The organism is Pseudomonas sp. NPDC090203, from assembly GCF_044746765.1.
Classification (GTDB): Bacteria; Pseudomonadota; Gammaproteobacteria; order Pseudomonadales; family Pseudomonadaceae; genus Aquipseudomonas; species Aquipseudomonas putida_AD.
On record NZ_JBIVCV010000005.1, the window covers coordinates 149600 to 162159 of the forward strand.

A 12560-nucleotide genomic window follows, 5' to 3' on the forward strand; every position below is an offset into this window, starting at 1 on the left:
CACTGATTACAGGCCCTGGGTGCGAATAATATTTCTATTTGAGTCTAAGCTCACAAAGGCTTGCAAAGGTCAGGCATTTCAGCGGTTGCGGTGCCTGCGCAGTTGACAAAGCATTGAGCGATTGCCCATAGTTTCGACCACGCAAACGTTTGCTTCTGGTCAGCGTTGCCAAAAATGACCCGCATTCGTTGCCGATACAATAATCATAAATATCGGAGTGACTCCATGAAGCTGCCATTCGCTGCACGTCTTCTTGCTGTAGCCATGCTCACCGCTGGCGCTGTATCCCTGCCTGTTACCTCTGCCTTCGCCGATGACGCAAAGAAACCGACCGTCGCTCTGGTGATGAAATCCCTGGCCAACGAGTTCTTCCTGACCATGGAAGATGGCGCCAAGGAATACCAGAAACAACATTCCGCCGATTTCGACCTGATCTCCAACGGCATCAAGAACGAGTCCGACACTGCCGCGCAGATCGACATCGTCAACCAGATGATCGTCAAGAAAGTCGACGCGCTGGTCATCGCGCCCGCTGATTCCAAAGCGTTGGCTTCGGTCATCAAGAAGGCCATGGATGCCGGTATCAAGGTCGTCAACATCGACAACCAACTCGACGCCGATGTGCTGAAAAGCAAGAACATCGAAGTGCCTTTCGTAGGCCCGAACAACCGCAAAGGCGCCAAGCTGGTGGGTGACTACCTGGCCAAGCAACTGGCCGCAGGCGACGAAGTCGGCATCATCGAAGGCGTGCCGACCACCACCAACGCCCAGCAACGCACCGCAGGCTTCAAGGATGCGATGGATGGCGCGCAGATGAAGATCGTCTCCACCCAGTCGGGTAACTGGGAAATCGACAAAGGCAACGCCGTGGCCGCTGCCATGCTCACCGCTCACCCGAACCTGAAAGCACTGCTGGCCGGCAACGACAGCATGGCGCTGGGTGCAGTGTCCGCAGTCAAGACCGCAGGCAAGACCGGCAAGGTGCAAGTCGTAGGCTACGACAACATCAATGCCATCAAGCCTATGCTCAAGGATGGTCGCGTGCTGGCGACAGCTGACCAGTTTGCCGCCCGGCAGGCTGTGTTCGGCATTGATACCGCACTGAAAATGGTCAAGGGCGAGAAGCTCGACATCAAGGACGGCGTTATCGAGACCCCGGTCGAGCTGGTCACCAAGGCGCAGTAAGCGCGGGATCTGTCGCAATCATCTGTAAGCAGCGTCTGCCCGTAGGGGCAGGCGCGTGGAGAGCGTTATGTCAGCGTCTGCTCAGGCCGCTGTTCTATCTGTCAGTGGCATTGGCAAAACCTACGCCCAACCTGTTCTCGGTGACATCGACCTGACGCTCATGCGCGGGGAAGTGTTGGCGCTGACCGGGGAAAATGGCGCAGGCAAAAGCACCCTGTCGAAAATCATCGGTGGCCTGGTCACGCCCACCACCGGCCAGATGCAATTCCAGGGGCAACCCTACCAGCCAGCCAGTCGTACCCAGGCCGAGAAGCTCGGCGTGCGCATGGTCATGCAGGAACTGAACCTGCTGCCGACGCTGTCGGTGGCCGAAAACCTGTTTCTCGACAACCTGCCCAGCCGGGCCGGTTTCATCAATCGCAAGAAGCTGCGCGAAGACGCGACCCGGGCCATGGCCCAGGTGGGTCTGGATGCCATCGACCCCGACACCCTGGTCAGCGAGCTGGGCATTGGCCATCAGCAGATGGTCGAGATCGCCCGTAACCTGATCGGCGACTGCCATGTGCTGATTCTCGACGAGCCGACCGCCATGCTGACGGCCCGCGAAGTCGAAATGCTCTTCGAGCAGATCACGCGCCTGCAGGATCGCGGTGTGTCCATCATCTATATCTCCCACCGCCTTGAAGAGCTGGCCCGTGTCGCCCAGCGCATTGCCGTGCTGCGCGACGGCAAGCTGGTGTGCGTCGCTGCCATGGCCAACTACAACAGCGAGCAGCTGGTGACGCTGATGGTCGGCCGCGAGCTGGGCGAGCATATCGATCTGGGCAAACGGCAGATCGGTGAAGTGGCACTGTCGGTCAAGGGGCTGAGCCGCTCGGACAAGGTTCGCGATGTGTCCTTCGACGTGCGCGCCGGCGAGATCTTTGGCATCTCCGGACTGATCGGCGCGGGGCGTACCGAGTTGCTGCGGCTGATCTACGGCGCCGACATCGCCGACAGCGGAACCGTAGAAGTGGGGCAACCGCTTCGGCAGGTGCGGGTGAACTCGCCGGTGGACGCTGTCAGCCATGGTATCGCCCTGATTACCGAAGACCGCAAGGGTGAAGGCCTGCTGCTGTCGCAGTCGATCAGCGCCAATATCGCGCTGGGCAACATGGAAGCGATTTCCAGCGCCGGTGTGGTCAACGGCGCCGCAGAAATGGCCCTGGCCCGGCGTCAGGTAGAGGCCATGCGCATTCGCAGTTCCAGTCCGACGCAACTGGTGTCGGAACTGTCCGGCGGCAACCAGCAGAAAGTGGTGATCGGCCGCTGGCTGGAGCGCGACTGCCAGGTGATGCTGTTCGACGAACCCACCCGCGGCATCGACGTGGGCGCCAAATTCGACATCTATGCGCTGCTTGGCGAGCTGACGCGCCAGGGCCGGGCGCTGGTGGTGGTGTCCAGCGACCTGCGCGAGCTGATGCTGATCTGCGATCGCATCGGTGTGCTTTCCGCCGGGCGCCTGATCGACACCTTCGAGCGCGACCACTGGACCCAGGACGAACTTCTTGCCGCTGCCTTTGCCGGCTATCAAAAACGTGATGCGCTGCTGTCTGAAGCCGCGCCCAGGACTGCCTGATGAAAACCTCTACCACACAAGCCGCGCTGCCATCGCCAGGCAAGCGCAGCGGCAACTATTTCGGCCTTGGCACCTACCTGGGGCTGGCCGGCGCCCTGCTGGCGATGATCGTGCTGTTCTCGTTGCTCAGCGATCACTTCCTGTCCTATGAGACGTTCAGCACCCTGGCCAACCAGATCCCTGACCTGATGGTGCTGGCGGTGGGCATGACGTTCATCCTGATCATCGGCGGCATCGACCTGTCGGTCGGTTCGGTGCTGGCGCTGGCGGCGTCGGCGGTAAGTGTCGCGATGCTCGGCTGGGGTTGGGGCGTGCTGCCATCGGCGTTGCTGGGCATCGCCTGCGCGACCGCCGCAGGCACGCTGACCGGCTCGATCACCGTGGCCTGGCGCATTCCATCGTTCATCGTGTCCCTGGGCGTGCTGGAAATGGCCCGGGGCGTGGCGTATCAACTGACCGATTCGCGCACCGCGTACATCGGCGACTCCTTCGCCTGGCTGTCCAACCCGTTCGCCTTTGGCATCTCGCCGTCGTTCGTGATTGCGCTGCTGGTAATCTTCGCGGCGCAAGCGGTGCTCACCCGCACAGTGTTCGGACGCTACCTGATCGGCATCGGCACCAACGAGGAAGCCGTGCGTCTGGCGGGGATCAATCCCAAGCCCTACAAGATCCTGGTGTTTTCCCTGATGGGATTGTTGGCGGGCATTGCCGCACTGTTCCAGATTTCCCGTCTGGAAGCTGCCGATCCAAACGCCGGTTCCGGTCTGGAACTGCAGGTCATCGCCGCCGTCGTGATTGGCGGGACGAGCTTGATGGGCGGCCGCGGTTCGGTCATCAGTACCTTCTTCGGGGTCCTGATCATCTCGGTGCTGGCGGCGGGGCTTGCGCAGATCGGCGCGACCGAACCCACCAAGCGCATCATCACAGGTGCCGTGATCGTCGTGGCCGTGATCCTCGACACCTACCGCAGCCACCGCGCGAAACGGCGGGGCTGATATGGCCACTATCAAAGACGTTGCGGCACTTGCAGGCATTTCCTATACCACGGTTTCCCATGTGCTGAACCGCACACGGCCAGTGAGTGACGCCGTGCGCAAGAAAGTGGAGGAGGCCATCACCCAACTGGACTACGTGCCCAGTGCCGTGGCGCGCTCGCTGAAGGCCAAGTCCACGGCCACCATCGGCTTGTTGATCCCCAATGGCATCAACCCGTACTTCGCCGAACTTGCCCGCGGCATCGAGGACTACTGCGAACGCAACGGCTTTTGCGTGATCCTCTGCAATTCCGACGATAACCTGCAAAAACAGCGCAATTACCTGCGCGTGTTGCTGGAAAAACGCGTGGATGGCCTGATCGTATCCTCGGTGGGCGGCGACGACAGCCTGGTCGAAAGCCTGGCTGCTGTTCGCACCCCGTTGGTGATCGTCGACCGGGATCTGGAAAACATTTCTGCGGACCTGGTACGGATCGACCACGAACTGGGTGCTTGGCTTGCGACCTCGCACCTGCTGGAACTGGGCCACCGGCATATCGCCTGCATCTGCGGTCCGGCGCAGACCAGCGTGGCGCGCATGCGTCTGGCCGGGTATCAGCGGGCGATGCGCGAAGCAGGCGTCGAGGTACAGGACAGCTGGGTGGTGGAGAGCGACTTCACCGGGCCCAGTGGCTATCAGGCCGCCTGTACATTGCTGGAAACAGATCGCCCCACGGCAATCTTCGCTGCCAACGATATGGTAGGCATCGGTGTGCTGCGTGCGGCGGCCGAGCGCAATGTAAAAGTGCCGGCCGATCTGTCGGTGGTCGGTTTCGACGACATCCAGATGAGCCAGTTCGTCTACCCCGCGCTCACCACCGTGGGGCAGTCGATCCTGCAACTGGGTGAGCGCGCCGCCGAGGTGTTGCTGCGCAGGATCACCACGCGCGGTGAGGCGCCTGATGTGCAACAGTCGATCGTCGCACCGAGCATGGTGCTGCGCGAGTCCACGGCGCCACCGCCCAACGCATTCAACGAGTTTCGCTGAGCCGGCTGAGGCCGGATTGAAGAGTATTGACGTCATGCAAGCAAAAGTAGTGATAGTGGGCAGTCTGAACATGGACCTGGTGACCAGGGCGCCGCGCCTGCCGCGCGCCGGAGAAACCCTGGCCGGGCAATCCTTCGTGACCGTCCCGGGCGGCAAGGGCGCGAACCAGGCGGTGGCCGCCGCGCGGCTGGGGGCCAGCGTCGCGATGATCGGCTGTGTCGGTGACGACGCCTACGGCGAGCAATTGCGCAGTGCGTTGCTGACCGAAGGCATCGATTGCCAGGCGGTGACGACCATTGCCGGTGAGTCCACTGGCGTTGCCTTGATCGTGGTCGACGATAACAGCCAGAACGCCATCGTCATCGTTGCCGGCGGCAACGGGCATGTAAGCGCCAGCGTGGTGGACGGTTTCGACGTTCTGTTGCAGCAGGCCGAAGTCATCATCTGCCAGTTGGAAGTGCCCGAGAGCACGGTGGGCCACGTGCTCAAGCGCGGTCATGAACTGGGCAAGACCGTCATTCTCAACCCGGCACCCGCCACCGGCCCGCTACCAGAGCAATGGTACGGCTGGGTCGATTACCTGATCCCCAACGAAAGCGAAGCCACGGCGCTCACCGGGTTGCCGGTCGATAGCCCGGCCAGTGCCGAATCCGCCGCGAAAACCCTGCTCGCCTCAGGCGTCGGCAAGGTGGTGGTGACCCTGGGCGAGCAGGGCGCGTTGTTCGCAAGCCAGGAACGTGTCGAGCATTTCCCTGCGCCCAGGGTCAAGCCGGTGGACACCACTGCAGCGGGCGACACTTTCGTCGGCGGATTTGCGGCGGCATTGGCTGACGGAAAATCCGAAGCCGAGGCGATACGTTTCGGACAGATCGCAGCGGCGTTGTCTGTCACCCGTTCGGGCGCCCAGCCGTCCATTCCAACCTTCGCTGAAGTCCAGGGGTATCAACCATGAAAAAGACGCCGCTGTTGAATATTGCACTGTCGCGGGTCATCGCCTCCCTGGGGCACGGCGATGTGCTGATGATTGTCGACGCCGGTATGCCGGTGCCCCCTGGCGTGGAGCTCATCGACCTGGCCCTGACCCGGGGCGTTCCGGATTTCGTCAGCGTGCTGGATACGGTGCTGGCAGAAATGCAGGTGGAAAGCCATGTGCTGGCAGAAGAGATTCGTCTCAAGCAGCCTCCGGCGCTGAGCGTTCTGGACAGGCTCAACGCAGAAGGCGGCCTGGGCGAGCAACGGGTGGTCAGCCATGAAGCGCTCAAGCAATTGAGCCGCAGCGCCCGCGCCATCGTGCGCACAGGGGAATGCCAGCCCTACACCAACATTGCGCTGGTCGCAGGTGTGGTCTTCTGATTTCGCACTATGTTCCATACCCATGAAACAGGGAGTTTCACATGCACAAGAATCGTCTTTCATTCCTCGACCTGATCCGGAGCATCGCACTGTTGGCCATCTTCTCCGCCACTGCGGCCCAGGCCGCCGAACGCCGTGACCTGATCATCGACACCGATCCGGGCGCCGATGATGTCGTGGCCCTGCTTCTGGCACTGGCGTCGAAGGATGAGCTCAATGTCCTGGCGATCACAACGGTTGCCGGCAATGTGCGCATCGACAAGACGTCGCGCAATGCCCGTCTTGCCCGCGAGTGGGCAGGGCGCGAAGAGGTGCCGGTGTACGCCGGAGCAGGGCGGCCACTGGTGCGCCCGCCGATCTACGCCGAGAACATCCACGGCAAGGGAGGCTTGCCGGGCGTCGAGGTGCACGAACCCGCCAAGGGCCTGGCCAAGGGTAACGCCGTGCAGTACCTGGTGGAGACCTTGAGCAAGGCTGCGCCCCACAGCATCACCGTTGCGATGCTCGGGCCGCAGACCAACCTCGCGCTGGCGCTGATCCAGGCGCCGGAAATCACCCAGGGGATCAAGGAAGTGGTGGTCATGGGTGGTGCGCATTTCAATGGCGGCAACATCACCCCGGTGGCCGAATTCAACCTGTTTGCCGACCCGGATGCGGCCAAGGTGGTGCTCGCCAGCGGCGTCAAGCTGACCTATGTGCCGCTGGATGTGACCCACAAGATCCTGACCAGCGAGCAGCGCCTCAAACAGATCGAGGCGCTGAACAACAACGCCGGTAAGCTGGTGGGCAATATTCTCAATGAGTACGTCAAGGCGGACATGGTGCATTACGGGTTGCCAGGCGGCCCGGTACACGATGCCAGCGTGATTGCCTGGCTGCTCAAGCCCGAACTGTTCACCGGCAGGCAGATCAACGTGGTGATCGACAGCCGCGAAGGGCCGGGCTTTGGCCAGACCGTCGCCGACTGGTATGACACCCTGGGCCAGCCCAGGAATGTGTTCTGGATCGAGAATGGCGATGCTCAGGGCTTCTTCGATCTGCTGACCGAGCGCCTGGCGCGGCTCAAGTGACCCATGCTCAGGCGTCGCTCAAGGCCTCGCTGGCGTAGCGCAGAAACACCTGGTCCATGAACACCTGGGCGCCGTCGGTGCCCAGTTCCCTGACCAGAAGGTCAACTGCGATGATCGCCAACTCCTCGGCGCTGCCGGGGCTGTGGGCGCATTGGCCCTGGGACCATCTGGCCCTGATGTCAGCAACGATGCTTACGCTTGCCATGTCTTGACGTCCTTAAAAAACCGATCACGATCCTGGTGTCCGTGCCAGCGCGTCTGGCTGGCAGCGCAGTAAAGCATTTTGCTCAGGACTGCACACTGCTACTTAGGCATGAAACGCCGCTCGCGTCAGGCATCGAGCGTGCTTTTGGCGTGGCGGCAGAGGAAGTTACCAAACGTTTTGTGACGATTTGCATGCTTGCGTCAAACCCGGGCTCGGGCAGACTCCATATCCAGCCAGATCTGCCGATCTGCACGGCTTCGCCGCCTCCCGGGGAAACCAAGCGGGCCGGGTGCTGTCGCAGAGGTTCTGGTTCACGTAAACACAAGGAGGCTGTATGCCCTGGAAATACGCATCATCGGGTCTGGTTCTGGTAGCGGCACTGCTGGCAGGTTGTAGCACGACGTCCGAATCGTCCAAGCCCGCCGAAAGTAGCGCCGCGACCGAATTGGGTCATTCCCGCTGTGATGCCGCCGCTGCACAGTTCGCAGTCGGCAAACCGGCAACGCCGGCCTTGCTCGAGCAGGCGCGGGTCAAGGCCGGTGCGCAGACCGCACGCGTGCTGGGTCCCAACGACATGATTACCATGGAGTACCGCTCCGACCGCCTGAATCTGAACACTGACCAGGCGGCCACGGTCAACCGCGTCAACTGCGGCTGAAGCTTTCACGCAGGCATAAAAAAACCCCGTCAGTGACGGGGTTTTTTCAGCGCGCTCGGATTACTCCGGGCGAACCTGAGCGGCTTGCATGCCCTTTTGGCCTTTCTCAGCCACGAAGGAGACAGTCTGGCCTTCTTTCAGGCTTTTGAAACCGTCGGATTCGATAGCCTTGAAGTGTACGAACAGGTCGTCGCCGCCACCCTGTGGAGTGATAAAGCCGAAGCCTTTTTCATCGTTGAACCATTTTACGGTGCCGGTTTGGCGATTAGACATGGTGTATCTCCAAAAACATAATATTCAGTAGTGCTGTGCTGCTCAGGCCAACTGGGCACACGCGAGGTATCATAGTCGAATTGTGTGAAAGCTGGACTTTTTCAGTAAGAACTTTGCGCCAATGACGCAAATAGATACGTCCAAATCATTTGCCAGTGGCCCGATTCAGGCCTCTTCGACACCCATCAAACTGTCTCGTCAAATGACTGAAGCCCGCGAGTTTGGCGGGCTTCAGCGATTGCGTCGAAAATCTTCCGCAGGCTGCGGGCGACGCTTTTGTAGAGAAGTGTAAATTTTTTATTTTTTGCCCTTCAGGCAGTTTTCGCCCACCGCTTTTTGCAGGCGAGAGGTCATTTCGGTACTCGGAGGCGTCGTTTTGTCATTCAGCGAAGCAATTTCCTTGTCCGAAAAGTTCTTGTTGATCTGCTGGGCTCCGCACTCGCAATGAGCCTTGACGGCATTGGCGTCCATCCCCGGGTTGTTCTGGGTGGCGGCGGCGGTGCACTCGCTCATGTAGCTGGTTTTGGTCTTCGCGTCCATGGCGGCATGAGCGCTGAGCGGAAGAGTCAACGCCAATGGTGCGAGGAGGGCGGCAACACGTAGAAGCTTCATGGTTGATTCCTTTTATCGGTGGGACCTGCGTTGGCGCAAGTCTTTAACGGGCCTCGGTTTATCTGACGGCAGGGATCGGCTCCAGTTCAGTGCAGGGTGTTTTCCTACGGTATTTACCGAAAAGTTTATTGGTTCATGGCGCTCGCATACCCACCGCAGAGCCGCTGCGCTGTGCTAGGATGCGCGTCCTGCAGCGCTTTTGCGCCTCGCGGGTCAGGGGTTGCCCGTTGCAATGCCTGCCGATTTCGTACATCCAGTCACTCTGGTTCGGTCAAACGGTTGGCCTTTGGGCTCCTGCCACTGTGAGGCAGGTACACCACCGAATCGCGTACTGGCTCTATCCCAACCCACGTGACCTTTGGTAGGGGTCACCACTAGGAGAGGAGGCGCCATGCCAACTATTACTCTTCCCGACGGCAGTCAACGTTCTTTCGATCACCCGGTTTCCGTAGCCGAGGTCGCCGCATCCATTGGTGCAGGCCTGGCCAAGGCCACCGTTGCCGGCAAGGTCAACGGCCAACTGGTTGACGCCAGCGACATCATTGACGCCGACGCGAGTCTGCAAATCATCACCCCGAAGGACCAGGAAGGCGTCGAGATCATTCGTCACTCCTGCGCGCACCTTGTGGGTCACGCGGTCAAGCAGCTGTACCCGACGGCGAAAATGGTCATCGGCCCGGTGATCGATGACGGCTTCTATTACGATATCGCCTACGAGCGCCCGTTCACCCCGGATGACCTGGCAGCGATCGAGCAGCGGATGCAGCAGCTGATCGAAAAGGATTACGACGTCATCAAGAAGGTCACTCCGCGCGCCGAAGTGATCGAAGTGTTCAAGGCCCGTGGCGAAGACTACAAGCTGCGCCTGGTCGAGGACATGCCGAACGAAAAGGCCATGGGCCTCTACTACCACGAAGAATACGTCGACATGTGCCGCGGTCCGCACGTGCCGAACACCCGTTTCCTCAAGTCGTTCAAGCTGACCAAGCTGTCCGGCGCCTACTGGCGCGGCGATGCGAAGAACGAACAGCTGCAGCGTGTCTACGGCACTGCCTGGGCTGACAAGAAGCAACTGGCGGCCTACATCCAGCGTATCGAAGAAGCCGAAAAGCGCGATCACCGCAAGATCGGCAAGCGCCTGGGCCTGTTCCACACCCAGGAAGAAGCGCCGGGCATGGTGTTCTGGCATCCGAACGGCTGGACCCTGTACCAGGTACTCGAACAGTACATGCGCAAGACCCAGCGCGAGAACGGCTACCTGGAGATCAAGACTCCGCAGGTGGTCGATCGCTCCCTGTGGGAGAAATCCGGACACTGGGCCAACTACGCCGAAAACATGTTCACCACCGAGTCGGAAAGCCGCGACTACGCCATCAAGCCGATGAACTGCCCTTGCCACGTGCAGGTGTTCAACCAGGGCCTGAAGAGCTACCGCGAGCTGCCGATGCGTCTGGCCGAGTTCGGTGCCTGCCACCGCAACGAGCCATCGGGTGCACTGCACGGCATCATGCGTGTGCGTGCCTTCACCCAGGACGACGCGCACATCTTCTGCACCGAAGAGCAGATGCAGGCCGAGTCCGCCGCGTTCATCAAACTGACCATGGACGTCTACGCCGATTTCGGCTTCAAGGACATCGAGATGAAGCTCTCGACCCGTCCCGAGAAGCGCGTCGGCTCCGATGACCTGTGGGATCGCGCCGAGTCCGCACTGGCGGCCGCACTGGACAGCGCAGGCCTGCCTTACGACCTGCAACCGGGCGAAGGTGCGTTCTACGGTCCGAAAATCGAATTTTCCCTCAAGGATTGCTTGGGTCGCGTGTGGCAATGCGGTACATTGCAGCTCGATTTCAACCTGCCTATCCGTTTGGGCGCCGAATTCGTTTCGGAAGACAACGGTCGCAAGCATCCGGTCATGTTGCACCGTGCGATTCTCGGTTCCTTCGAGCGTTTCATCGGAATTCTGATCGAGCACTACGAAGGTGCATTCCCTGCGTGGCTGGCTCCAACTCAGGCAGTGATCATGAATATCACTGATAAACAGGCAGATTTTGCCCTTGAGGTGGAAAAAACACTGGCTCAAAGCGGGTTTCGTGCCAAGTCCGACTTGAGAAATGAAAAGATCGGCTTTAAAATCCGCGAGCATACGTTGCTCAAGGTTCCCTATCTCCTCGTCATCGGAGACCGGGAAGTCGAAACGCAAACTGTCGCTGTGCGTACCCGTGAAGGCGCAGACCTCGGCTCGATGCCGGTCGCCCAGTTCTCGGAGTTCCTTGCACAAGCGGTTTCCCGGCGTGGTCGCCAAGATTCGGAGTAATTATTATTAAGCGTGAAATGAGACAAGATAAACGAGCTGCACCGAAAGCCCCGATCAACGAGAATATCTCGGCACGCGAGGTTCGGTTAATTGGCGCAGACGGCGAGCAGATTGGCATCGTCTCGATTGATGAAGCGCTTCGTATAGCTGAAGAAGCGAAGTTGGATCTGGTGGAAATCTCCGCAGACGCCCAGCCACCTGTGTGTAAGGTGATGGACTACGGCAAGCACCTCTTCGAGAAGAAGAAGCAGGCCAACGAAGCGAAGAAGAACCAGAAGCAGATTCAGATTAAAGAAATCAAGTTTCGTCCAGGGACGGAGGAAGGGGATTACCAGGTAAAACTACGCAACCTGGTACGTTTCCTGAGTGACGGGGACAGGGCCAAGATTTCCTTGAGATTTCGCGGTCGTGAGATGGCCCACCAGGAGCTGGGGATGGAACTGTTGAAGCGGGTTGAAGGTGACCTGCTTGAATACGGTTCGGTCGAACAGCATCCTAAGATGGAAGGACGCCAGCTGATCATGGTCATCGCCCCGAAAAGAAAGAAATAACCCCCAGGGCACGGCAGGCCTTGCGGTTATGTTTATCAACTGAATGCGGAGTATCCGAACATGCCAAAGATGAAGACCAAAAGTGGTGCAGCTAAGCGGTTTCTGAAAACCGCGAATGGCATCAAGCACAAGCACGCTTTCAAGAGCCACATCCTGACCAAAATGTCGACCAAGCGTAAGCGTCATCTGCGCGGAAGCAGCCTGCTGCATCCGTCCGACGTGGCAAAAGTCGAGCGCATGCTGCGCCTTCGTTAATTTTGATCAAAGATAGAGGAAGTTACTCATGGCTCGTGTAAAGCGTGGCGTCATTGCCCGTAAGCGTCACAAAAAAATTCTGAAACTTGCTAAAGGCTACTACGGCGCGCGTTCACGCGTATTCCGTGTTGCCAAGCAAGCGGTAATCAAGGCAGGCCAATACGCCTACCGCGACCGTCGTCAGAAAAAACGTCAGTTCCGCGCTCTGTGGATCGCTCGTATCAACGCTGGTGCTCGCATCAACGGCCTGTCTTACAGCCGTCTGATCGCTGGCCTGAAAAAAGCGTCGATCGAAATCGACCGTAAGGTTCTGGCTGATCTGGCAGTGAACGAAAAAGCGGCGTTTGCTGCGATTGTCGAGAAAGCTAAAGCCACTCTGGCCTAAGTCCCCGGCAATCACCGAGCCCTTCGGGGCCCGGTGTTAAACGTCATAGATAGGGGAAG

The 12560-nt window shown here is 59.7% G+C and carries 15 protein-coding genes; 12 read left to right on the forward strand and 3 right to left on the reverse strand.

The features are described 5' to 3' along the window. Window positions 1-225 precede the first annotated feature (225 nt). The 7 genes from ACIPO9_RS10605 (at window position 226) to ACIPO9_RS10635 (ending at window position 7248) form a co-directional block, all read left to right on the forward strand. Window positions 226-1185 (forward strand): sugar ABC transporter substrate-binding protein, encoded by a 960-nt coding sequence (locus tag ACIPO9_RS10605; RefSeq protein ID WP_400607638.1) that lies wholly within the window; start codon window positions 226-228, stop codon window positions 1183-1185. A 67-nt stretch (window positions 1186-1252) separates the two neighbouring features. Beyond that, a complete protein-coding gene (locus ACIPO9_RS10610) occupies window positions 1253-2803 on the forward strand; it encodes a sugar ABC transporter ATP-binding protein (RefSeq protein ID WP_400780726.1) in 1551 nt (516 codons plus the stop codon). After that, window positions 2803-3798, forward strand: coding sequence for an ABC transporter permease (locus ACIPO9_RS10615; RefSeq protein ID WP_274132867.1), 996 nt, complete (start codon window positions 2803-2805; stop codon window positions 3796-3798). The genes ACIPO9_RS10610 and ACIPO9_RS10615 overlap by 1 nt, the downstream gene beginning before the upstream one ends. Window position 3799: 1 nt before the next feature. Next, entirely contained in the window at window positions 3800-4825 is a 1026-nt protein-coding gene (locus tag ACIPO9_RS10620) for a LacI family DNA-binding transcriptional regulator (RefSeq protein ID WP_400780728.1), read from the forward strand. 34 nt (window positions 4826-4859) lie between these two features. Further along, a complete protein-coding gene (gene rbsK / locus ACIPO9_RS10625; protein ID WP_400780731.1) occupies window positions 4860-5777 on the forward strand; it encodes a ribokinase in 918 nt (305 codons plus the stop codon). Continuing rightward, window positions 5774-6178, forward strand: a complete 405-nt coding sequence (gene rbsD / locus ACIPO9_RS10630; RefSeq protein WP_400780732.1) for a D-ribose pyranase — start codon at window positions 5774-5776, stop codon at window positions 6176-6178. Before rbsK ends, rbsD begins: the two co-directional genes overlap by 4 nt. Window positions 6179-6219: 41 nt before the next feature. After that, window positions 6220-7248 (forward strand): nucleoside hydrolase, encoded by a 1029-nt coding sequence (locus tag ACIPO9_RS10635; RefSeq protein ID WP_400780734.1) that lies wholly within the window; start codon window positions 6220-6222, stop codon window positions 7246-7248. A gap of 7 nt (window positions 7249-7255) precedes the next feature. On the opposite strand, the gene ACIPO9_RS10640 is transcribed toward ACIPO9_RS10635, so the two are convergent. Next, on the reverse strand, window positions 7256-7453 hold the full coding sequence (locus ACIPO9_RS10640; protein WP_274132873.1) for a hypothetical protein: 198 nt from the start codon (window positions 7451-7453) through the stop codon (window positions 7256-7258). A gap of 334 nt (window positions 7454-7787) precedes the next feature. On the opposite strand from ACIPO9_RS10640, the gene ACIPO9_RS10645 reads away from it, so the two are divergent. Continuing rightward, complete coding sequence (locus ACIPO9_RS10645; protein WP_400780736.1) at window positions 7788-8111, forward strand: I78 family peptidase inhibitor; 324 nt, start codon at window positions 7788-7790, stop codon at window positions 8109-8111. Between the two features lie 60 nt (window positions 8112-8171). Here the strand turns inward: ACIPO9_RS10645 and ACIPO9_RS10650 are convergent, their stop codons facing one another. Both ACIPO9_RS10650 and ACIPO9_RS10655 read right to left on the reverse strand, forming a co-directional pair. Beyond that, window positions 8172-8384 (reverse strand): cold-shock protein, encoded by a 213-nt coding sequence (locus ACIPO9_RS10650; protein ID WP_003179963.1) that lies wholly within the window; start codon window positions 8382-8384, stop codon window positions 8172-8174. Window positions 8385-8681: 297 nt separating this feature from the next. Then, window positions 8682-8996 carry a hypothetical protein gene (locus ACIPO9_RS10655; protein WP_274132875.1) on the reverse strand — a complete coding sequence of 105 codons (315 nt, stop codon included), beginning with the start codon at window positions 8994-8996 and terminating at the stop codon, window positions 8682-8684. 391 nt (window positions 8997-9387) lie between these two features. Between ACIPO9_RS10655 and thrS the strand changes: the two genes are divergently transcribed. Genes thrS through rplT form a run of 4 tightly spaced genes read left to right on the forward strand, consistent with a single transcriptional unit; the run spans window position 9388 to window position 12501 of the window. After that, a complete protein-coding gene (gene thrS / locus ACIPO9_RS10660) occupies window positions 9388-11310 on the forward strand; it encodes a threonine--tRNA ligase (RefSeq protein ID WP_400607622.1) in 1923 nt (640 codons plus the stop codon). Continuing rightward, the gene (infC, locus tag ACIPO9_RS10665) at window positions 11310-11861 is read left to right on the forward strand and encodes a translation initiation factor IF-3 (RefSeq protein WP_274132985.1); all 552 of its coding nucleotides are present in this window, start codon (window positions 11310-11312) and stop codon (window positions 11859-11861) included. Before thrS ends, infC begins: the two co-directional genes overlap by 1 nt. Window positions 11862-11921: 60 nt before the next feature. Beyond that, on the forward strand, window positions 11922-12116 hold the full coding sequence (gene rpmI, locus ACIPO9_RS10670; RefSeq protein WP_274132877.1) for a 50S ribosomal protein L35: 195 nt from the start codon (window positions 11922-11924) through the stop codon (window positions 12114-12116). A gap of 28 nt (window positions 12117-12144) precedes the next feature. Next, window positions 12145-12501: a 50S ribosomal protein L20 gene (rplT, locus tag ACIPO9_RS10675; RefSeq protein WP_081818697.1), complete on the forward strand. Its 357-nt coding sequence runs from the start codon at window positions 12145-12147 to the stop codon at window positions 12499-12501. Window positions 12502-12560: the final 59 nt, after the last annotated feature.